The organism is Brachybacterium sp. AOP3-A1-3 (assembly GCF_052378285.1).
Lineage (GTDB): Bacteria > Actinomycetota > Actinomycetes > Actinomycetales > Dermabacteraceae > Brachybacterium.
In genome coordinates, this window is the sequence record NZ_JBQSXM010000002.1 from 58,291 (window position 1) to 80,083 (window position 21,793).

Genomic DNA, 21,793 nt, shown 5'->3' on the forward strand with positions numbered 1-21,793 from the left:
TCTGCCGGATGTCGGTCTGCCGGGCGTCGGACTGCCAGGCGTGGAACTGCTGTTCCCCGATCTGCTGTGCCCCGATCTGCTGGGCACGGGCCTGTTAGGCGTCGACCCGCTGGCCGCCCCGCAGCACGGCGACGGGCTGCAGATCGGTGTCGGCGAGCACGATGTCGGCGCGGCGACCCGGCTCGAGCGACCCGAGCCGATCCTGCTGACCCAGCACCGTGGCGGGGACGACGGAGGCTGCACGGACCGCGCGGACCAGGTCGACACCCGCCTCGAGCACGGCGAACCGCACCACCTCGAGCAGATGCGCTGTCCCGCCGGCGATCGAGGTGCCGCCGGTGAGCGTGGCGACCCCGGCCGTGACCGTGACGTCGAGCGAGCCGAGGCTGTACTGGCCATCCGGCATCCCGGCAGCGGCCATCGCGTCGGTCACCAGCACCACGCAGTCCTCGGCGGCGAGCGCGAAGACATGGGCGACGGTGCGCGCATCGAGGTGCACGCCGTCGGCGATGATCTCCACCACGAGATCCGCGCGGGCCGCAGCATCCAGGGCCGCGAGCGCGGGACCGGGATCACGGTGATGGATCGGCCGCATGCCGTTGAACAGATGGGTGGCGGTGGGGCGGGCCGAACGCCCGTGCTCCCGGCGCAGCTGGTCGCCGGCCAGCGCGACGGCGTGAGTCATCTGGGCGCTGGAGCCGTCCGTGTGCCCGAGGGAGGGGATCGCTCCGACCTCGGCGAGAGCTTCGATCACGGCGTCGGCGCCCTCCGCTTCCGGGGCGACCGTCATGGTCGCGAGTGCTCCGCCGGCGAGCTGGGCGAGCTCCCGCACCAGATCGGCGTCGCCGGCGGTGATGTGCTCGGGATTCTGTGCCCCGCAGCGGGCGACGGAGAGGAACGGGCCCTCGAGGTGGATCGCCGCGATCTCCCCGTCGGCCGCGAGCTGCGCGAGATCTCCGACCCGGTCGCGCAAGGTGGCGCCGTCCGCCGTGACCAGGGAGGCGACCAGAGAGGTGGTCCCATGGCGACGGTGCTCGAGCACTGCGGTGAGCATCTCCTGCGAGGAGGTGGAGTCGGGGAAGGAGACGCCGCCGCCGCCATGGCAGTGCAGGTCGACCAGTCCGGGGAGGATCAGCCCCTCGTGCTGGACGGTGTCCTCGGCGGTGTGCTCGGGAGCATGCGCCGAGGGGCCGGACCAGATGATGTCCTGCCCGGAGACGAGCACGAGGGCGTCGGGCACCAGTCCGCGCTCCAGCAGGGCCGTGCCGCGCAGGGCGAAGTCGGCGGAGACCGCCGCAGGGGAGTGGTCCGGGCGGGCAGCGGTGCGCAAGGGGGCTCCTGGTGCGGTGGGGCGAGCGGGGGAGGTCAGAACAGTCGGGAGTCGACGTCGTCGATCCCGCGCAGAGCGTCGTAGTCCAGTGTCACGCAGTCGATCCCGCGGTCTCCGGCGAGCACGCGAGCCTGGGGCTTGATGGCCTGGGCGGCGAAGATGCCGCGCACAGGGGCCAGGAGGGGGTCGCGGTTGAGCAGCTCGAGATAGCGGGTGAGCTGTTCGACGCCGTCGATCTCGCCGCGGCGCTTGATCTCGATGGCCACCGATCCGCCGTCCTGGTCGCGGGCGAGGATGTCGACCGGGCCGATGGCGGTGCCGTACTCCCGGCGCACGAGCGACCAGCCGTCGCCGAGGGTCTCGATGTTCTCCGCCAGCAGTGCCTGGAGGTGTGCCTCGACGCCGTCCTTCTGCAGGCCGGGGTCGACACCGAGCTCATGGGTGGAGTCCTCGAAGACCTCGTGCAGACGCACCCGCAACCGGTCACCGGTCTTGGCATGGGTGACGTCCCACTGCTCGATCCACTCGCCCTCGGGGTCGTCGACGGCCTCCGCCTCCTCGCGACGCGTCATCGCCAGGGTGCAGGGCGGACTCATCCAGTTCAGGGGTTTGTAGCTGCCTCCATCGGAATGGATCAGCACGCTGCCGTCGGCCTTCACGATGAGAAGGCGTGGGGCCAGCGGGAGGTGGGCGGTGAGTCGACCGGTGTAGTCGACGGAGCAACGGGCAACGACGAGACGCACCCCGCCAGGGTACGGCACCGCGCCCGGATGCCGGACGTCCCTGCCGTTCCGCGCGCCAGCTGAGGCGCCCATGGGAAGCCCATGAGGGGGCCTTTACCCGGGTGCACATGGTCACGGGGGACTGTTGCCGCGCACGCCATCCCCCTATCGTGGACTGATCTGCCACCTTGGCCCGTCGGGGCCGTTCTGAAGGAGCACTTATCGTGCAACGCCTCCTCGCCGTCCTCCTGATCCTGATCGGAGTGATCGGATTGGTGCTGGGACGCCTCGGTGAGACCACCTGGGCCCCGCCGACGAAGACCACCGCGACGGTGGAGCTCAGCGATCCCGGCCCCGCCGTGGTCATCGATCCGGGCGTCCTGTACGTCGGAGGCCAGAAGGGCGAGGTGACGATCGAGGGCGCGTCGGACGTCTCTCTCATCACGGCGGACAACAGCGACATCGAGGCGTACCTGGCAGACACCGCCTACACGCGGATCACCGGGGCCAGCGACTGGACCACGTTGAGCACGGAGGCGGTCAACCCTGAGGGCGCCGCCGAGCTGACCGATCCCACCGGATCGGACCTGTGGCGCACGGTCGAGACGAAGCCCTCGCCGTACACGCTGGACATCGCCGACTTCGCCGCCGGCGAGCACGGGGACAACCAGCAGGCGTATCGCGCGATCCTCGTCGTCACCGATGGCACCGAGGCCGGTGCGGACTCGATCTCGATCACCTGGCCCGTCGAGGATGAGAACGAGTGGGTTCCCTTCGCCTACGCCGGTGGCGCCGCGATCGCCGTGATCGGTCTGGTCCTGCTCGTCGTCTCGATCGGCGGCCGACGCCGTGAGGACGACGAGGACGCCGAGCTGGAAGCCTCCGACGCCGCTGCGGAGACGGACCGCGCCGCCGTCGACCCCGGCTCCGACGCCGACGCCGAGGGGAACGATGCTGTGGGGAGCGACCCTGTCGAAGGGGACGCCGTGGGGAACGAGCACGATCTCGAGAGCGAGGCGTCCGACGGGCCGGTCCGGTCCTCGCAGGACGACACCGAGATCCTCTCCCCGGTCGAGGGGGACGGCGACGACGTCGCTGCCCCGGACGCCGCCCTCCAGGACCCGACGGACCCGGAGCACGACGTCTGGGACCTCGGCGAGGACACCGACACCCCGGATGACCTGGACACCCCGGATGACCTGGACACCCCGGATGACCTGGACACCCCGGATGACCTGGACACCCCGGATGACCTGGACAGCGAGGATCGTCGATGACCCGCCAGAACCGCAGCACGCCTGTGTGGAAGGACCCGCAGATGACCAGCCGCCCCGTTCCCCGCCGTGGACTCCTGGTCGGAGCGGGATCCCTCCTCGCCGCCGGAGTGCTCTCCGCCTGCGCCTCGGAGCCCGATGTGCCGCCTGCGCCGCCGAAGGGGCCCTCCGCCGCGGAGCCGACCCCCGTGAACACGGTCGAGCAGTTCGAGACCTATGTCAGCGAGATCAACGCTGCGGTGGTCGCCGCCGACAAGAAGGCCGACGTCAAGAAGCTCGCGCCCCGCGTCACCGGATCCGCCGTGTCGTTCCGCAAGTCGGCCTACGCGATGATCAAGAAGGCCGACGAGTGGGCAGCCTTCCTCAGCGTCCCCGGCGCGTCGCTGCTGGTGCCGATGACCACCGTCACCGCGGAGTTCCCGCGTGTCGCGATCGCCCTGGTCGAGGATTCGGCGAAGGACGGCGTCCCCTACTTCATGGCGATGCAGCAGGCCGACGCCCAGTCGCCGTACACCACCTGGGGCTGGGCGCAGCAGGCGGTGGGCATCGAGATGCCCCAGGTGCCCAACGAGCTGGTGGGTGCCGAGAAGGTCGAGGTGGACTCCGAGGACCTGCTCATGACTCCCGCGAAGGCTCTGGCGCTGTATGCGAAGGTGCTCTCCAACGGGGACGGCGACGACCCCGACGACCTGCTCGCCGACGACCCCTTCAAGGTGGAGCGGCACGAGCAGATCAAGACGGAGCGCACGGAGCTCAACGCCGGCGTCGAGAAGGACGAGGCCGCGACCGTGAAGGAGATCTACAAGGTCACCGACAAGGAGTTCGTCGGCCTGCGCACGGACGACGGCGGAGCCATCGTCATGGGCACCCTGACGTCGACCCGGACGGTGACCATCCAGGACGGCGCGACCATGCGGTATGCGAAGGACAACGCGTACACCAAGGTGATCGGCACGAAGGAGTTCACCAAGGAGTACGTCCGGACCTACGGCGCGCACGTCGCCCTGTACATCCCCGCGAAGGGGGCGAAGGGCGCGAAGAAGGGCGCATCCGCCCAGGTGCAGCCCATCGGTGCCACCCTGACCACGCTGGGCGCCACGGGGAAGTGATCCCCACGGGGACGAGGCACCCGGGAGATCTCCTCCCGGCGATGTTCTCTCAGGGCGTCGCGCACGCGCCGGTCTCTGAGTGCTCCGGCCCGGTGCACTCCCTAGACTGTTCGCGTCCCGACCTCGTCGAAGGAGTTCTCCCGTGACCGATCCGTACGGCATCATCGATCTCGCCGCGCTGAAGCAGCCTGCCGCTGCCGGTGGAGGGGCCGGCGGCGCCGGTGGCACGCCGTCCCCGCACGAGGTGGCTGTCACCGAGCAGGGCCTCGAGCAGCTGGTCGCCGATTCGCAGCAGATCCCCACTTTGATGCTCGTCACGAGCTCGCGCGTCCCCGAGGGTGAACAGTTCCTCGGTTCTCTGCGTCGCGCTGTCGACGCCCAGGGCGGAGCGCTCCGCCTGGCGGTCGTCGACGCCGATACCCAGCAGCGCGTCGCCGGGGCCCTGCGCATCGAGCAGCTGCCCACCCTGCTCCTGCTGATCCTCGGTCAGGTGCAGCCGATCGTGCAGTCCGTGCTCCCTGATGAGGAGGTCGACAACCTCATCAGCCAGGTGCTCGAGCTCGCGAAGCAGCAGGGACTGGACACCACGGGCGGTGCACAGGGTGAGCAGGAGGCTCCCGAGGAGGAGCCGATGCCGCCGCTCATCGCCGAGGCCTACGAGGCGATCGAGAGCGGCGACCTCGATGCCGCCGTGGCCGCCTATGAGAAGCAGCTCGCCGAGACCCCGGCCGACGCCGAGGCGAAGGCCGGCCTGGCCACCGTGTCCCTCATGCGCCGCACCCAGGGCATCGACGCGAACGCGGTCCGTGAGGAGGCCGCGCAGAAGCCGAAGGATCTGGCCGCGCAGCTGCTGGTCGCCGACCTCGACATGCTCGGCGGACACGTCGACGACGCGTTCAGCCGCCTGCTGGGCCACCTGCGGGAGGCCGACCAGGAGACGAAGGCGGCGCTGCGCGACCGTCTGCTGCAGCTGTTCGAGGTGGCTGGGCCCGCCGATCCTCGGGTGCCCGCCGCCCGCAAGCGCCTGGCGAACCTCCTGTACTGAGCACACCGCCGACCCGTCGGCCGAGATACCTGTCGCCCCTCCGGATCTCTCCGGAGGGGCGACAGGTCTGTGCGGCTCAGCCCGCGGGTGCGGCTCAGCCCGCGGGTGCGGCTCAGCCCGCGGGTGCGGCTCAGCCCGCGGGTGCGGCTCAGCCCGCGGGGCAGGACTCGGCTCTCGCGGCGGCTCAGCCCTCGCGGAGGCGCTCCGGGACGAGGACGACGGCGCCCAGCGGGGGCACCGAGAGCCGCACCGAGTGGTCCCGGCCGTGCTGGGGCAGAGCCTCCGCATGCACCCGGCCCAGGTTCCCGATGCCGCTGCCCCCGTAGACCGGGGCGTCGCTGTTGAGCACCTCGAGCCAGCTCCCGCCCTCGGGCAGCGGGATCCGGTATCCGTGCCACGGCTGCGGGGAGAAGTTGAGCACCACGACCACCGGGTCTCCGGCATCGTCCCGACGCAGGAAGACGAGCGTGTTGTGCTCGGCATCGTCCCCGATCAGCCATTCGAAGCCGCCCGGATCCTGATCGCGCTGGTAGAGCGCGGGGAAGTCGGCCTGCAGAGCGTTGAGGTCCTTGACCAGCTGCTGGGTGCCCCGGTGCAGGGGGTACTCGAGCAGCCACCACGGCAGGCCCGACTGCTCGGACCATTCGGTGCCCTGCGCGAACTCGCTGCCCATGAAGACGAGCTGCTTGCCGGGGTGGGTCCACTGCAGAGCCAGATAGGTGCGCAGCGAGGCGGCCTGCTGCCAGTCGTCGCCCGGTGCCTTGCGCAGCAGCGAGCCCTTGCCGTGGACGACCTCGTCATGGCTGATGGGGAGCACGAAGTTCTCGGAGTACTGGTAGACCATCGAGAAGGTCAGCTCGCCATGGTGGTACTGGCGATTGATGGGGTCCTGCCCGAGGTACTCCAGGGTGTCGTGCATCCAGCCCATGTTCCATTTGAAGCCGAAGCCGAGCCCGCCGCTGTCGGTGCTGCGGGTGACGCCCGGGAACGAGGTCGACTCCTCGGCGATCATCACGATGCCCGGCGCACGCTTGTAGGCGGTCGCCGTGGTCTCCTGGAGGAAGGCGATGTTCTCGAGGTCCTCGCGGCCGCCATGGCGGTTGGGGATCCACTGGCCGTCCTCGCGGGAGTAGTCCAGGTAGAGCATCGAGGCGACGGCGTCGACCCGCAGCCCGTCGACGTGGAACTCCTCGAGCCAGTAGCAGGCGTTGGCGACGAGGAAGTTGCGCACCTCGTGGCGGCCTGTGTCGAACACGAGCGTGCCCCAGTCCGGATGCTCGCCGCGGCGGGGGTCGGCGTGCTCGTACAGCGCGGTGCCGTCGAAGCGGGCCAGCGCCCATTCGTCCTTGGGGAAGTGGGCGGGGACCCAGTCCAGGATCACGCCGATGCCCGCTGCGTGCAGCGCATCGATCAGGTGGCGCAGCTCGTCGGGGGAACCCAGGCGGGAGGTCGGGGCGTAGTACCCGGTGACCTGGTATCCCCAGGACCCGCCGAAGGGGTGCTCGGCGACCGGCATGAACTCCACGTGGGTGAAGCCCATCTCGGTCACATAGTCGACCAGCTCGGTCGCGAGCTCCGTGTAGCCGAGACCGGGCCGCCAGCTGGCCAGGTGGAGCTCGTAGATCGACATCCGGGAGGCGACGGCCTCGTGGGCGGCGCGCTCGGCGAGCCAGTGCTCGTCGGTCCATTCGAAGGAGCTCGTGGTGACGACGGAGCCGGTCGCGGGCGGCACCTCGGCCAGGCGTGCCATCGGATCGGCCTTGTCGACCCAGGTGCCGTCGGCCCCCAGGATGCGGAACTTGTAGGTGTCACCGTCCCCGACGGCGGGCACGAAGATCTCCCACACGCCGGAGGCGCCCAGGGTGCGCAGGGCGTGACCGCGGCCCTCCCACCCGTTGAAGGTGCCGACGACCTGCACCGCGCGGGCGTTCGGTGCCCACACGGCGAACGACGTGCCGTCGACGCCGTCCAGGGTGCGCACATGGGCACCGAGCGCCCGCCACAGCTCCTCGTGGCGGCCTTCGTGGATCAGATGGAGGTCGAGCTCGCCGACGGTGGGCGGGAACCGGTGGGGTTCCTCGAGGTCAACCGGCGCGGCACCCTCCTCCCAGGTGACGCGCACCCGGTAGGAGGGGAGGTGGGGGACCGCGAGCGCGACCGCCCAGATCCCGTCGTACTCGTGCTCCATCGCGACCGCGCCGCCATCGGGCAGGAGGACCTCGACCGCTCTCGCGAAGGGCTTGAGGGTGCGCACCGTGACGGCGCCCTCGTACTCATGGGCACCGAGCACCGAGTGGGGATCGTGGTAGCTGCCGGTGGCGGCGGCGCCCAGCTCGTGCTCGCCCAGCGGCATCACCGTCGGTGCGGCGGACGGCGACGTCGAAGTGGTGGGGTCGGTCTGGTCAGCCATGTCAGCTCTCCTCGGGGTGGATGATCCGCAGGATGTGCGCGGGCCGGTCGGCGGCGCTGAGGATGACGTAGGGGTCGCTGCCCCAGGTGAACCTCTCGCCGGTCAGCAGGTCCTCGACCTCGAAGCGCTCGGGGACGTCGAGCGAGTCGAGATCCAGGTGGAGCGTCGTCCCGGCGTCCCTGTCATGGGCGGTCACCGAGACCACGAGGATCGTGTCCGGGGCGCCCGTGCCGCTCGCGGCTGGGTCGAGATGCTTGGAGAAGACCAGCACCTGGTCGTCGTCGGCCTCGTGGAAATGGATCGAGGTGAGCGACTGCAGGGCGGGATGCTCGCGGCGGATCCGGTTGAGGTCCGTCAGCAGCGGTTCGAGGCTCCGGCCGGCGGTGAGGGCGCCGGCGAAGTCGCGCGGCGTGAACTCGTACTTCTCGTTGTCGATCTGCTCCTGCGCCCCGGGCCGCGGGACGTCCTCGACCAGCTCGTACCCGGTGTAGATGCCCCAGGTGGGGACGAGGGTGGCGGCGAGGATCGCGCGCAGCACGAAGGCCCGCCGGCCCCCAGAGCTCATGAACGGGGTGAGGATGTCGTGGGTGGTGGGCCAGAAGCTCGGCCGCATGTACGGCGCGGACTCGACCAGCTCCTCGAGGTACTCCTGCAGCTCCGCAGCGCTCTCGCGCCAGGTGAAGTAGGTGTAGCTCTGGTGGTAGCCGACCTTGCCGAGGGTGTGCATCATCGTGGGCCGGGTGAACGCCTCGGCCAGGAAGATCACCTCGGGATGCTTCTCGTCGAACTCCGCCAGCAGCTCCTCCCAGAACCGCACCGGCTTGGTGTGCGGGTTGTCCACGCGGAAGAGGGTCACCCCGTGGTCGACCCAGTGCTCGAGCACGTCGCGCACGGCGGCGTAGAGGCCCTCGTAGTCGGTGTCGAAGCTGAGCGGGTAGATGTCCTGGTACTTCTTCGGCGGGTTCTCGGCGTAGGCGATCGTGCCGTCCGCGCGCACCGTGAACCATTCGGGGTGCTCGGTGACCCAGGGATGGTCGGGGGAGCACTGCAGGGCGATGTCCAGGGCCACCTCGAGGTCGAGCTCCCGGGCACGGGCCACGAAGGCGTCGAAGTCCTCGAGGGTGCCGAGCTCGGGATGGATCGCGTCATGGCCGCCGTCGGCGGAACCGATCGCATAGGGCGAGCCCGGATCACCGGGGCGCGGATCCAGGGTGTTGTTGCGGCCCTTGCGGAAGGTCGAGCCGATCGGGTGGATCGGGGTCAGGTAGGCGACGTCGAAGCCCATCGACGCGATCCGGTCCAGGGACTTCGCCGCGGTGCGGAGGGTGCCCGAGCGCCATCCTGTCTCGGGATCGAAGCGTGCGCCCTCGGAACGGGGGAAGAACTCGTACCAGGAGCCGAACAGAGCGCGTCGGCGGTGCACCACGAGACGGAAGGGACCGGAGGTCGTGACGCCCTCGCGCAGCGGGCGCAGCGCGAGCAGACCGCGCAGATCGGCGGCCAGGGCGGGGGCCACACGGGACGAGGCCGGCAGACCGGGGGAGCGCAGGCTCTCCAGCGCCGCGCGGACGACAGGACCGTCCGACGCGGGCCGCCGGCCGCTGTCGACCTCGGCCAGCACGCGCCGCAGCACCAGGACGCCCTCGGCACAGACCAGGTCGACGTCGATGCCGGCGGGGATCTTCACCTCGGCGCTGTGGACCCAGCTCTCGTACGGCGCGGAATACGCCTCGATCCGGAAGGACCAGTGCCCGGTCCGGTCAGGCCGCACGGGCACCTGCCAGAGGTCCAGGCCCGGGTTCGTGGACTCCATCCGCAGGCGCTGCTCGCCCCCGTCGGGATCCACGAGGACGGCCTGCACGCCCATCTCGTCATGCCCCTCGCGGAAGGCGTTCGCGGTGAGGGTGATCGTCTCGCCCTCCACGCAGGAGGCCGGGAACCGACCGCCGTCGACCACGGGCTGCACCTCCATGATCGGGATCCGGCCCACGCCGTGCTCCAGCGGGCTGGTCTCGGGGGCGACGGTCTCGGGGGCGACGGTCGCGGACTCGACGGTCCGGGTCGCAGTGGACCGGGACGCGGTGGTCCGGGGCGCGGAGCCCTCGGAACCGGTGGCCTGGGACATGGTCTCTCCTGCCTGACACCTCGGTGTCTGCGACGGACGTGGTGACGGTCCTCACGATAGCCGTTCGGAGGGCTCCTCAGGACCGTCGGTCGCGATCCCGAGGACCATCACGCTTCCGCTGCGCACGGTGACGGTCCGCTCGAGGACGGGACCCGTGGGGAGATCGTCCTGGCGCTCGAGAGACGTGTCCAGGAGGACCCGCGTCGTGCCCTGTGGCCAGGGGTGTCGCGGCAGCTGCACCGGACGGTCAGCCGACTCGGACGAGAAGATCACGAGCAGATGCTCCGCTCCGCGGCGTCCCCGGATCGCCGGCCGCAGCATGACCAGGAGATGCCGGGACGGGTCCATCCATGACCCGTGGTCCAGAGGGTCGCCCTCGACGCCGAACCAGGCGACCTGGCCGGCATCGAGATGCTCGGGATCCGCAGGGCGGAGGAAATGGGGTGCCCGCAGCTGGGGATGCTCCCCGCGCAGGTCCAGGAGGCGGGACACCGACTCCCGCAGCTCCAGAGCCTGGTCGTCGAGCGACCAGTCCACCCAGGAGATCTCGTTGTCCTGGCAGTACGCGTTGTTGTTGCCTCGTTGGGTGCGCCCGATCTCGTCCCCGGCGGTCAGCATGGGTGTCCCCGAGGCGAGCAGCACGGTGGCGAGCATGCTCCGCGCGGTGCGGCGGCGCAGCTCCTCGATCCCGCCGTGCGCTGCCGCACCGGGGACCTTCCCCTCGTGGCCGTGGTTCCAGGAGCGGTTGTCCGTGGCGCCGTCACGGTTGTCCTCGCCGTTGGCCTCATTGTGCTTGTGGTCGTAGGAGGTCAGGTCCCTCAGGGTGAAGCCGTCGTGCGCCGTGAGGTAGTTGATCGACGCCCAGGGCGAGCGCAGGCTGCGCCCGTGGGGCAGATCCGGCGGATCGTTCCTGGTCAGCAGATCGCTGGATCCGCTCAGGCGGGTCGCAAGATTCCGGATCCCGCCGACGGCGCGGTCCCCGGTCCGCTCCCGGTGCGCACGGTCGGAGAGCCAGAAGGCCCGCACGTCATCGCGGAAGGCGTCGTTCCATTCGGCGAACGGAGCGGGGAAACCGCCGGTCTGCCAGCCGTCGGGGCCGACGTCCCACGGCTCGGCGATGAGCTTCACCTCGCGCAGCACAGGGTCGGTCGTGATCGCCCGCAAGAGAGGATGGTCAGCACGGAAGCCCCGATCGTCCCGCCCCAGCGTCGCCGCAAGATCGAAGCGGAAGCCGTCGACATGGACTTCCTGCACCCAATGACGCAGGGAGGCGAGCACAAGATCCATGACGTGCACCGACCGGGGATCCAGGGTTCCGCCGGTTCCCGTGACGTCCTGGAAGGTGCCGCGGTCCATCCAGTAGTACTCGAGGTTGTCCAGTCCCCGCAGGGACAGCGAGGGGCCTCCCGCCCCACCCTCGGCCGTGTGGTTGTAGACCACGTCGAGGATGACTTCGAGTCCTGCGGCGTGCAGCGCCCGGACCATCGTCTTGACCTCGTCGAGCACCGCCTGGGCCCCGGCCCGCTGGGCCGCGGCCGTGGCCAGCGACGGCTCCGGGGCGAAGAACGACATGGTCGAGTAGCCCCAGTAGTTCGTCAGCCCCAGCCTGGTCAGGTGGGCCTCGTCCATCGCGGCGTGGATCGGCAGCAGCTCCACGCTGGTCACGCCGAGCTGCTGCAGGTAGGTCGTGACAGCAGGGTGCGCTAGGCCCGCGTAGGTGCCCCGCTGCTCGGGCGGCACCTCGGGGTGGCGCTGGGTGAATCCCTTGACATGTGCTTCATAGAGCACCGTCGAGTCCCAGTCCACGATCGGTCGCAGATCGTCCTGCCAGTCGAAGGCGTCGCCGACGACGACCGACCACACGGCCTCCTGGCTGTTGTCCGTCGGGCTGGGCAGGGGGTCCTCGTCGACGCGATCGAGCATCGCGTCCACCTCGACCGGGAAGAAGGAGCTCAGCAGGGACGAGGAGTGCGACACGCCCCGTGCCCACGGATCCTGGAGCACCCGCGTCGATGTGAAGTACTGCCCACCGGCGGGATCCCACGTGCCGTGGGCCCGCACCCCGTACTGCGTGCCCGGGACCATCCCGGTGACGTGATCCCAGTGGAGCCCGCCCTCGACGTGCCGCAACCGTTGCCGGCGCTCGGTGCTGCCATGACGCACGCACAGGTCGATGGCCTCGGCGCGCGGGGCGGCCACGGCGAAGGTGCCCCGGCCCGAGGCGTCCACCGAGAGGCCGGGCGAGGTGGGGGCGGCCGGAGAGGCGGCGCGGTCGGAGTGATCAGCTGGCACCGGCGCATTCTTGCACCGTCCGCGGTCACGATCGCACTCAGGGTGCCCGGTGACGTTAGGATCGTCGGGATGCCACCGCACTCCTCGTCCGGGGAACCGCTCGGACACCGGGGCGCGACGGGGCTGGACCATCACGGTCAGGTGACCGTGCACGGTCCCCGGTCCCTGCGGGGGCAGGGCCGGAGCAGGGCGAACGTCCAGCTCGCACGAGCAGATCGAATCGACGCACGACGGGGGAGCCCCAGCGCATGAGCATTCCACCCAGCCAGCAGAGCGCGGTGCCGGCACGTCCCGGTGGTCCTGCGCCCCAGGCGCATCCCGGTACGCCTGCGGTTCCGCCGCAGCCGCAGGGTCAGTCTCCGGAGCAGCCCCAGGGCCAGCCCCAGGCCCCGCAGCAGGGACAGGCACGCCAGCAGCCCCAGGCCCCGCAGCAGGAGCAGGGGCGGGGACAGGGCGGCCAGCAGCGACGGCCCGGCGACTTCGCCCCCTCCGCTTCGGCGGTCTCCCCGGCGGATCTCGAGCGCACCGGCTCGATCATCACCGCGATCTCCGCCGTGTTCCAGTCCCGCGTGGTCGGGCAGGAGAACCTCCGGACGACCCTCGTCGCCGCGCTCGCCGCCGGCGGCCACGTGCTGCTGGAATCCGTGCCCGGCCTGGCCAAGACGACTGCCGCGAGCGCCCTGGCCTCGTCGATCACCGGATCCTTCGCCCGGATCCAGTGCACGCCCGACCTCATGCCGAACGACATCATCGGCACCCAGATCTTCAACTACGGCTCCGGCACCTTCACCACCCAGCTGGGCCCGGTGCACGCCAACGTCGTCCTGCTGGACGAGATCAACCGCTCCAGCGCGAAGACCCAGTCCGCGATGCTCGAGGCGATGCAGGAGCGGCAGACCTCGATCGGCGGTGAGGTGTACAGCCTCCCCGAGCCGTTCATGGTGCTCGCGACCCAGAACCCGATCGAGGAGGAGGGCACGTACGTCCTCCCCGAGGCGCAGATGGACCGCTTCCTCATGAAGGAGATCCTCACCTATCCGCGTCCCGGCGAGGAGCACGAGATCCTCGACCGCTCCACGTCGGGCAGTCTCACGGGCCCCCGCGAGGCCGTTGCCAACGTGTCCCTCGAGGACGTCCGCTTCCTCCAGCAGACGGTCGACTCGGTCTACGTCGATCCGGCGGTGAAGCGGTACATCATCGATCTGGTGTTCACCACACGCGGCTCCGGTCCGCGACCGGTGCCGAACCTGACCCAGTCGGTGCGCGTCGGCGCGAGCCCCCGCGGTTCCCTGGCCCTGATGCGCGTGGGCCAGGCCCATGCGCTGCTCAACGGACGCGACTACGTGACCCCCGATGACGTGAGGGCCATGCGCTACGGCGTGCTGCGCCACCGTCTGGTGCTCACCTTCGACGCCCTGGCCAGCGGTATCAAGCCGGAGCAGATCATCGACGCGGTGTTCCACGCCGTGCCGATGCCCTGACGGCGCCGATCACACCGATCACGGAGTACGGAGCGCACTGAATGGCCACTTCGCTGCTGACCCGCGTCAAGGCACGGGTCGATCTGCACACCTCGAACCGAGCGCGGGGGCTCATCCAGGGTCGCGGCCGCTCGATGTTCAAGGGCAGCGGCGAGGACTTCGACGACCTGAAGTACTACCAGCCCGGGGACAAGATCTCCGACATCGACTGGAAGGCGACGGCGCGCTCCGGCGAGCCGCTGATCCGCCAGTTCAACGAGGAGCGGGTGCGGCACCTGTCGATCGTCGCCGACACCTCCTCGGCGATGGCGGCGACCGCGGCCGACGGCACCTCCAAGCGCGATGCGATGATCCTCGCCGCGGGGATGGTCTGCTTCCTCGCCCAGAAGAGCGGTGACATGGTGGGCCTGGTGGCAGGCGGCGAGGGCCGCCCGATCCAGCTGCCCTCACGCTCGAGCGACGGGCACCTCGAGCTGCTCCTGCGTAGCGTGCAGCAGGCCACCACCACCGCGGCGCCGGTGACCGACACCTCCTGGTTGCTCGAGCGGGCCTTCCGGGTCACCTCCCGCTCCACGCTGATGACGATCATCACCGACGAGGCGCACCCCAGCGTCGAGGACTTCACGCTGCTGCGCCGGCTCACCACCCGGCACGACGTCATGGTGATCCGCATCGCCGACGCGGATCCGCTGCAGCGCACCGAGCTGGACCACGACGTCGTCGATGTGGACCGTCCGCGGGAGATCGCCTCGCTGGCCCGGTCCTCCAAGCGGGTCGCGCAGGACGTCGAGGCGTACCGCCGGGCGCGGCGGGACGGCATCACCGAGATGCTCGACCGCCTGCACGTCACCCATATGGTCACCGAGGGGGAGACCACCGTGGTCGACGACATGATCGCGATGCTGCGCTCGAGGGAGTACCGCCATGCCCGTTCCTGAGCTGAGCGGCCCGGCGCTGACGGTGCTCGGTGGCACCGCGCTCCTCGCGGAGCCCGCGCCGCCGGAGATCATCGCCCCGCCCCAGTACTCCGTGGCGTGGGTGATCCTCGCCGTGCTGTGCCTGCTGGTCATCACCGTGCTGATCCTGGGCACCCTGAAGATCACCCGCGCGATCGAGAAGCGCATCGCCTATCGGGATCGCCCCTCCGACGTGGACACCGTCAAGGCGGAATTCCTGCGCGCGGTGAACGACATCGCCGACCGTCACGAGTCCGGCGATCTCGGGGCCCGCGAGGGACACCACGAGCTCACCGGGGTCATGCGTCGCTTCGTGCGCCGGACCACGGGGCAGGATGTGACCAGCCAGGACACGTCGACGCTCCGTGCGGACCCGCGGACCCGCGATGTCGGGGAGCTGATCGCCGCGCTCTACGAGCCGGACTTCGCGCAGACCACCGATGCCGAGCTGCAGGACTCCGTGCGCCGCTCGCGGGAGGTGATCCGGCGATGGTCATGACCTTCTGGTGGGTCACCGCGCTGCTGCTGCTCGCCGCGCTCGCCGTCTGGGGCATCACGTTCTGGAACCGGCGGGCGATGCGGAAGTCTCCGGTCCTGGTCGCGAACTCGCAGTACCTCGATCGCCTCCCGAGCTTCGTGCGCGCCCAGCGGACCGCGAAGGTGCTGCGAGTGCTGCAGGTCGGCATCGCCGTCGTCGGCGTCGTCGCCGCCTCGGTCCTCTCAGGACGGATCGCGACGGAGCGCATCGAGACCCCCGATTTCGCCTCCCGCGACATCGTGCTCTGCCTGGACGTCTCGGGGTCGATGTACGAGTACGACACCGAGATCCTGTCGACCTTCGCCGAGATGGTCGACACCTTCGAGGGCGAGCGCGTCGCGCTGACGATCTTCAACTCGACCAGCCGCACGGTGTTCCCGCTGACCAACGACTACGACCTCATCAAGCGCGAGCTCGAGAAGGGCTCCGAGGCGATCGACTTCGACGAGTTCGGATATCGCCTCGGCAACCGCGACTACTCCGACGACAAGGTCCGCGAGTACGTCGACTTCGTCGAAGGCACCAGGGGGATCCCCGATCAGGCCTCCGTCGTCCCCGACGGTCTCGCCTCGTGCGGCCAGGTCTTCGACCAGGCCGAGGAGGACCGGTCCCGGTCGATCATCTTCGCGACCGACAACGAGGTCAACGGCGAACCGATCTTCACCCTGCAGGAGGCCACCGAGGCCGTCGCCGCCCGGGATATCGACCTCTACACGTTCTATCCCGGGGCGTTCGACTGCGGCCCGGAGTGCTTCGACGAGCTGAAGACCGCCACCGAGGACCAGGACGGTGCCCTGTTCGAATCCTCCGATCCCGACGCGATCCCCTCGATCATCCAGTCGATCCAGAAGTCGCAGGCGCAGGCGATGGGTGCTGAGCCGACGGTCGTGCGCACCGACCATCCGACCTTCGGGTTCGTCCTGACGTTCCTCTCGCTGATCGGCATCCTGGTGCTGGGTTGGAGAGCACGATGATCCGCTTCGAGCCCCTCATGCCCCTGTGGGCGAGCATCCCGCTGTTCGCGGCGATGCTGACCGTCGCCGTCGTGCTGCTGATCCGTCGGCCCCGCCAGCGCGTGGCGTGGCTGCGCCGGGTGCTGATGATCGTGCTCCTGCTGGTGGTCGCGCTGCGTCCGGTCACCCCGCTGGACGCCCAGCAGACCGAACGGATGAACGCGAACGTGTTCTTCGTGGTGGACCGCACGGGATCCATGAACGCCGAGGACTACGCCGGTGACCAGCCCCGGCTGGACGGCGTCAAGGCCGACATGGCCCGCGTCATGGAGATGACCGAGGGCTCCCGCTACTCGATCATCGCCTTCGACTCGACGGCGACCCGGCAGCTGCCGCTGACCACCGATGCCGGCGCCGCACGGTCCTGGATCGACACCGTGACCACGGAGCCCACCGCGTACTCGAAGGGCTCGAACACGGACCGCCCGCTGCAGTCGCTGACCAGTGCGCTCTCCGATGCGCAGCGGGACGACCCGGACTCACAGATCCTCGTCTACTTCCTCTCCGACGGGGAGAACACCGATGAGGAGGAATCCGAATCCTTCAGCCAGACCGCCGGGTTCATCGACGGCGGCGCCGTGCTCGGATACGGCACCGCCGAGGGCGGCCCCATGAAGGCGGAGGGCGGCGCCACGGACGGCGAGTACATCACCGGGCCCGACGGGGCGCAGGGGCTCTCGAAGATCGACGAGGAGCAGCTGCAGACCATCGCGGGGCAGATGGGCGTGCCCTACCTGCATCGTGAGGATCCCGAAGCGCCGATCGAGGGGACCATGGACGATGTGACCCTGAAGCCGGTCCCGATCGAGTCCGGGCGCGACGTGGCATCCTTCGAGGACTGGTACTGGATCGCCTCGATACCGCTCGCGCTGCTCCTGATCTGGGAGCTGGGCGAGATGACCTACCGGCTCCCGCGCAAGCTCGATCGCTACGACATCTCAGGAGCGCAGAGATGAGTGCCCCCTCGGCAGAGAAGACCACGGCAGGGACGTCCACGACGACGGCCCCGTCTCCCGCGCTCACGCAGGACACCAGCGGGAGCCCGAAGGACTTCGGGCTGAACGTGCGGCGACTGCGCCGGGTCCGGATCATCGTGTTCGCGATCCTCGCCCTGCCCATCCTGGCGCTCGCCCTGCTGGCCGTGAAGTTCCTGTCGATGCCGATCACGCAGGCGACGCACCAGTCCGCCTATGAGGCACAGGACTACCCGACCGCGATAGAACGGCTGGCCCCTGTCGAGTTCACGAACTGGTTCGAGCCGTACCTGCCGCATCTGTCCAAGGGCACCGATCTCCTCCAGCAGGGCAAGGACGCGGAGGCCGAGGCGGAGCTGCGCGTCGCCATGACCGAGTGGACCGATCACAGCGATCTCAACTCCCCGGCCCATGCGCAGTGCAAGATCGCCAACAACCTCGCCCTCTCCATCGAGCGCCAGGCTGACCAGATCAAGGATCCGCAGGAGCGCGCCGACCGGATGTACGAGGCCGAGGAGATCCTCGCCCCCTGCGCATCCGGCGGCGGAGGGGACGGCGAGGGCGGCCAGGGCGGCCAGGGCGGAGGCACCGGCGACGAGGAATCCGGGACCACCAAGGACAACGGCGAGCGGGTGAAGGAGAAGCGTCGTGAGGCCGACGAGGAGGCCGGCAACGACCCTGACGCCCGTGGGGAGCCCGGTACCGGCTCGCCTCGCGACCCGGGCGAGCCGACCAAGGAGGACCCCGAGGGTGATGGTCCCGACGAGGAGGCACCCTCCGAGGGCGACAGCGAGCAGAAGAGCAAGGAGGACAAGCTGAAGGAGCGCAACAAGGAGTCCCAGGGCGGCGAGGGGGAGACCGATCCCGGCGGGTCCGAGCAGGATCCGAACAAGCCATGGTGAGCGGTGGCGGTCGGCGCGCCTATCTCGATCATGCCGCGACCTCCGTGCTGCGACCGGCTGCACGGCAGGCATTCGCCGACGCCTCGCTCGTGCCGGGCAATCCGTCCTCCGTGCACGCCACGGGGCGTCGGGCCCGAGCTGTCCTGGACGATGCCCTGGAGCACATCGCCGAGCTGCTGACGGTGCCGCGCAGCTGGCTGATCATGACGTCCGGCGGGACCGAGGCGGACAACCTCGCGATCCGTGCGGTGGCGGCCGGTGCGGTCGCCACGAACCCTGCCCGCACCGCGGTGGCGGTCGCGGCGACCGATCATCCGGCGGTGGTCGCGACCGCGCGCTCGCTCCGGTCGCTGACCCCGTCGATCGACGCGCGCCTGCTCCCGGTGGACGGCCAGGGCATCCTGCAGGCGGACCGGGTGGCCGACGCCCTCGCCGACGGCGCGGTGAGCGTGATGAGCACGGCGCTCGTGAACAACGAGACCGGCGCCCTCCAGGACCTGGCGGCTCTCGGCGCGATCGCCAGGGCCCACGGCACGCTCGTCCACACAGACGCCGTGCAGGGCGTGGGGCATGTGACGCAGCCGTCCTGGGACGACGTCGACCTGCTGTCGCTGTCCGGGCACAAGATCGGCGCACCGGTGGGAGTCGGGGCGCTGGTGGCGAAGCCCGACGTGCCGTTCGGCGTCACCAGCACCGGCGGGGGCCAGCAGCGGGGTGTGCGCTCCGGAACGCTCGACCTGGCCCTGGCGGCCTCGTTCGCCGCTGCGCTCCAGGAGACGGTGCGCGACCGCGAGCAGGAGTCGCGGCGAGTCCGTGCGCTCGCCCGATCCCTGCGCGACGGGATCCGGCAGATCGACCCGAGCGCACGGCTGACCCTCCCCGAGGACTCGCCCCAGTCCGGGCACATCGTGCACGTGGTGTTCCCGGGCGCGCACTCGGACTCGCTGCTGTTCCTGCTGGACGAACGGGGAGTGGATTCCTCGGCGGGCTCGGCCTGCTCGGCGGGGGTCACCCAGGCCAGCCCTGTGCTCGCAGCGATGGGGTTCTCCGAGGAGGACGCCCGGGGCGCGCTGCGCCTGTCGCTCGGCTGGACCAGCACCGAGCACGACGTCGAGGTGTTCCTGCAGGCCCTTCCGGAGTCGCTGCACCGCGCACGGGCGGTCGGCGCCCTGTTCGGCTGATCGGCTTCCCACGCCTGCGGCGGGGCGCATCTCACGTTCCAGGCACGTGTCGCGAACCGGCCGCATCCGTAGACTCGATGGGTCGGATCCAGGACCATCTCGCGGCTCTCCAGCCGCCCGGATCACGATGGTCCGCCTGATGGTGGACGACGGTGAGAAAGGGGCGCGGTGATGAAGGTGCTGGCAGCGATGAGCGGCGGCGTCGACTCGGCGGTGGCCGCAGCCCGCGCGGCGGAGGCGGGCCATGAGGTCGTCGGCGTCCACATGGCGCTGTCCAAGAACCGAGACCAGCGGCGCACGGGCTCGCGGGGCTGCTGCACCGTCGAGGATGCCTCGGATGCCCGTCGAGCGGCGGACCGCATCGGGATCCCGTACTACGTCTGGGACCTCTCGGACGACTTCCACGATCTGGTCGTCGAGGACTTCCTGAGCGAGTACGCCGCAGGCCGCACCCCCAATCCCTGTGTGCGCTGCAATGAGCGCATCAAGTTCGCCTCGCTCATGGAGCGCGCCACCCTGCTCGGGTTCGACGCCGTCTGCACCGGGCACTACGCCTCGATCCGCACCGACGGACCGGCCGGCACCCCGTCCCTGCATCGTTCTCGGAACATGGCCAAGGACCAGTCCTACGTCCTCGCCGTGATGGGGCCGGAGGCCGTGGGTCGTTCCCTCTTCCCGCTCGGTGACTACGAGACCAAGGACGAGGTCCGCGAGGAGGCCCGGAAGCGGGGCCTCGGCGTCTCGACCAAGCCCGACAGCTACGACATCTGCTTCGTCGCCGACGGGGACACCCGGGGTTTCCTCGAGCGCAACCTCGGGGCGGACCCCGGCGAGATCCTCGATGACAGCGGCACCGTGATCGGCACGCACCGCGGCACCCACGGCTTCACGATCGGCCAGCGCAAGGGGCTGGGGATCCAGCAGCCGACGGCCGACGGGGCGCCCCGCTATGTCGTCGACATCGACCCCTCCTCCCGCCAGGTGGTCGTCGGCGCGGCAGAGCTGCTCTCCACCCGCGAGCTGGTCGCCACCGACGTGGTCTCCTTCGAGCCGCTGAGCGAGGGCCGCGAAGTGCGCGCCCAGATCCGTGCGCACGGCGAGGCCACCCCTGCTCGGATCCTCGAGGACCCGACCCACACCGCGAGCCTGCGAGTAGGCCTCGACACCCCGATCCGCGGCGTCGCGCCCGGTCAGACCCTCGTCCTGTACGACGGTGACCGCGTGATCGCCGCTGCGACCCTGGAGCGACGCGCATGACACCTCTGGTGACCCTGACGGGGGACGGCACGTTCCGTGCTCCCACCCCCCAGGAGGCTGCCCGACTGGGGCTTCCCGACGATCCGCACCTGGCAGCGCTGATGCGGCTGCGGTCGCTGCTCGGGGACGACCTCGAGGAGCAGATCGCCACCCGGCTCTACCTGCCCGCGGCGCTCGGCACCGATGAGACGGACCACCTGCTGCCGGCCACGCTCGCCCTGCTCGCCGAGACCACCGGCGATCTGGTCAGCTACGGGTGGCGGCTCGGCCCGGGCATGGGCCGGGCCTGGCAGCACGCCCGTGAGCTGCGCGCCCGGCTGCTCGACGCGGCCCGCGTCGCCCTGCTCGGCTACGAGGGCCCGTTGATGACGACCGCGTTGGGCCCGGTGTCCCTGGCCGGTGCGACATTCCTCAACTCGGGGGAGCGCACCCTCTCCGACCGCGGAGCGGTGCGGGACCTCCCGCTGCTGCTGGCCGAGGGTCTCATCGACCATCTCGCGGAGCTGCGGGAGCGTGTCCCCGGGGCACGTCCCCACCTGCTGCTGCGCGAGGACGCCGTCGCCGGCGTGCACGCCGGTCGCATCTCCACGCCGTCGGGTCGGCGCAACTATCCGGCGGTTCCGGCACCCGAGATCGGGATGCTCTGGCGCAGCCTGGTCGTCGCCCTGGAGAGCGGCGGCCTCGAGCCGGGGATGATCACTCTCGGGGTCGGGGCGAATCGAGAGCTCCTGCGCGCCGCTCAGGACGCGGGGGTGCGCCGGATGACGCTCGGCCCGCGCCGTATGCCGACCCTGGAGACCCCGGACGGTCGTGCGCTGTGGGAGGGCGTCGCCGAAGCCCGTGACGCCGGCTGCAGCTTCGAGATCGTCGTGGATCCGCGGCCGGGCGGGAAGCTCGACCCCGAGCTCGAGAAGCTCCTGGGGATCTGGAACCGACTGGGCTACGCCGACGCCGAGGCCGCCGGCTGCACCCTGCTCGCGAACACCGGCGTCTCCCATGAGGTCCACACCGGTCGCATCGATCCGTCGACCCAGCCCGAGCTCTCCACGCTGCTGGACGAGGGAGCGATCGAGAGTCTCCTGCGGGTGGCTCCCACCTGGGCCGAGAGGGTCTCGAGCTGATCCTGGAGCTGTGCCGCGCGCCGTGAGCCGCAGAGGCGTGACCGCACGGGCTTCCCGGTGAGG

At 70.3% G+C, this 21,793-nt stretch carries 17 protein-coding genes; 12 read left to right on the top strand and 5 right to left on the bottom strand.

Features of this window, described 5'->3' with window-relative positions:
* Positions 1-94 precede the first annotated feature (94 nt).
* Both ACT3T5_RS03055 and nucS read right to left on the bottom strand, forming a co-directional pair.
* Positions 95-1,330, bottom strand: a complete 1,236-nt coding sequence (locus ACT3T5_RS03055; protein ID WP_444593591.1) for an N-acetylglucosamine-6-phosphate deacetylase — start codon at positions 1,328-1,330, stop codon at positions 95-97.
* 35 nt (positions 1,331-1,365) lie between these two features.
* A complete protein-coding gene (gene nucS, locus ACT3T5_RS03060; protein ID WP_444593592.1) occupies positions 1,366-2,073 on the bottom strand; it encodes an endonuclease NucS in 708 nt (235 codons plus the stop codon).
* A gap of 203 nt (positions 2,074-2,276) precedes the next feature.
* On the opposite strand from nucS, the gene ACT3T5_RS03065 reads away from it, so the two are divergent.
* The 3 genes from ACT3T5_RS03065 to ACT3T5_RS03075 all read left to right on the top strand — a co-directional run bounded on the left by ACT3T5_RS03065 (position 2,277) and on the right by ACT3T5_RS03075 (position 5,480).
* Positions 2,277-3,329 carry a hypothetical protein gene (locus tag ACT3T5_RS03065; protein ID WP_444593593.1) on the top strand — a complete coding sequence of 351 codons (1,053 nt, stop codon included), beginning with the start codon at positions 2,277-2,279 and terminating at the stop codon, positions 3,327-3,329.
* Positions 3,326-4,435 carry a hypothetical protein gene (locus tag ACT3T5_RS03070; protein ID WP_444577734.1) on the top strand — a complete coding sequence of 370 codons (1,110 nt, stop codon included), beginning with the start codon at positions 3,326-3,328 and terminating at the stop codon, positions 4,433-4,435. Before ACT3T5_RS03065 ends, ACT3T5_RS03070 begins: the two co-directional genes overlap by 4 nt.
* Positions 4,436-4,577: 142 nt before the next feature.
* Positions 4,578-5,480 carry a co-chaperone YbbN gene (locus ACT3T5_RS03075; RefSeq protein WP_444577733.1) on the top strand — a complete coding sequence of 301 codons (903 nt, stop codon included), beginning with the start codon at positions 4,578-4,580 and terminating at the stop codon, positions 5,478-5,480.
* A gap of 184 nt (positions 5,481-5,664) precedes the next feature.
* Here the strand turns inward: ACT3T5_RS03075 and glgB are convergent, their stop codons facing one another.
* The 3 genes from glgB to glgX all read right to left on the bottom strand — a co-directional run bounded on the left by glgB (position 5,665) and on the right by glgX (position 12,307).
* Positions 5,665-7,833 carry a 1,4-alpha-glucan branching protein GlgB gene (gene glgB / locus ACT3T5_RS03080; protein WP_444577806.1) on the bottom strand — a complete coding sequence of 723 codons (2,169 nt, stop codon included), beginning with the start codon at positions 7,831-7,833 and terminating at the stop codon, positions 5,665-5,667.
* Between the two features lie 58 nt (positions 7,834-7,891).
* Positions 7,892-9,862, bottom strand: a complete 1,971-nt coding sequence (locus ACT3T5_RS03085) for an alpha-1,4-glucan--maltose-1-phosphate maltosyltransferase (RefSeq protein ID WP_444577805.1) — start codon at positions 9,860-9,862, stop codon at positions 7,892-7,894.
* A 204-nt stretch (positions 9,863-10,066) separates the two neighbouring features.
* Positions 10,067-12,307 carry a glycogen debranching protein GlgX gene (gene glgX, locus ACT3T5_RS03090; protein ID WP_444593594.1) on the bottom strand — a complete coding sequence of 747 codons (2,241 nt, stop codon included), beginning with the start codon at positions 12,305-12,307 and terminating at the stop codon, positions 10,067-10,069.
* Positions 12,308-12,555: 248 nt separating this feature from the next.
* On the opposite strand from glgX, the gene ACT3T5_RS03095 reads away from it, so the two are divergent.
* The 9 genes from ACT3T5_RS03095 (at position 12,556) to ACT3T5_RS03135 (ending at position 21,730) form a co-directional block, all read left to right on the top strand.
* Positions 12,556-13,788, top strand: a complete 1,233-nt coding sequence (locus tag ACT3T5_RS03095) for an AAA family ATPase (RefSeq protein WP_444593595.1) — start codon at positions 12,556-12,558, stop codon at positions 13,786-13,788.
* A 41-nt stretch (positions 13,789-13,829) separates the two neighbouring features.
* Positions 13,830-14,726 (top strand): DUF58 domain-containing protein, encoded by an 897-nt coding sequence (locus tag ACT3T5_RS03100; RefSeq protein ID WP_444577729.1) that lies wholly within the window; start codon positions 13,830-13,832, stop codon positions 14,724-14,726.
* Complete coding sequence (locus ACT3T5_RS03105) at positions 14,713-15,243, top strand: hypothetical protein (RefSeq protein ID WP_444593596.1); 531 nt, start codon at positions 14,713-14,715, stop codon at positions 15,241-15,243. Before ACT3T5_RS03100 ends, ACT3T5_RS03105 begins: the two co-directional genes overlap by 14 nt.
* The gene (locus ACT3T5_RS03110) at positions 15,234-16,256 is read left to right on the top strand and encodes a vWA domain-containing protein (protein ID WP_444577725.1); all 1,023 of its coding nucleotides are present in this window, start codon (positions 15,234-15,236) and stop codon (positions 16,254-16,256) included. The genes ACT3T5_RS03105 and ACT3T5_RS03110 overlap by 10 nt, the downstream gene beginning before the upstream one ends.
* The gene (locus ACT3T5_RS03115; protein WP_444577724.1) at positions 16,253-17,251 is read left to right on the top strand and encodes a vWA domain-containing protein; all 999 of its coding nucleotides are present in this window, start codon (positions 16,253-16,255) and stop codon (positions 17,249-17,251) included. Before ACT3T5_RS03110 ends, ACT3T5_RS03115 begins: the two co-directional genes overlap by 4 nt.
* Positions 17,248-18,171 (top strand): hypothetical protein, encoded by a 924-nt coding sequence (locus ACT3T5_RS03120; RefSeq protein WP_444593597.1) that lies wholly within the window; start codon positions 17,248-17,250, stop codon positions 18,169-18,171. The genes ACT3T5_RS03115 and ACT3T5_RS03120 overlap by 4 nt, the downstream gene beginning before the upstream one ends.
* Complete coding sequence (locus ACT3T5_RS03125) at positions 18,165-19,352, top strand: cysteine desulfurase family protein (protein ID WP_444593598.1); 1,188 nt, start codon at positions 18,165-18,167, stop codon at positions 19,350-19,352. The genes ACT3T5_RS03120 and ACT3T5_RS03125 overlap by 7 nt, the downstream gene beginning before the upstream one ends.
* Before the next feature lie 171 nt (positions 19,353-19,523).
* Positions 19,524-20,609: a tRNA 2-thiouridine(34) synthase MnmA gene (gene mnmA / locus ACT3T5_RS03130; RefSeq protein WP_444577719.1), complete on the top strand. Its 1,086-nt coding sequence runs from the start codon at positions 19,524-19,526 to the stop codon at positions 20,607-20,609.
* Entirely contained in the window at positions 20,606-21,730 is a 1,125-nt protein-coding gene (locus ACT3T5_RS03135) for a hypothetical protein (RefSeq protein ID WP_444593599.1), read from the top strand. The genes mnmA and ACT3T5_RS03135 overlap by 4 nt, the downstream gene beginning before the upstream one ends.
* Positions 21,731-21,793: the final 63 nt, after the last annotated feature.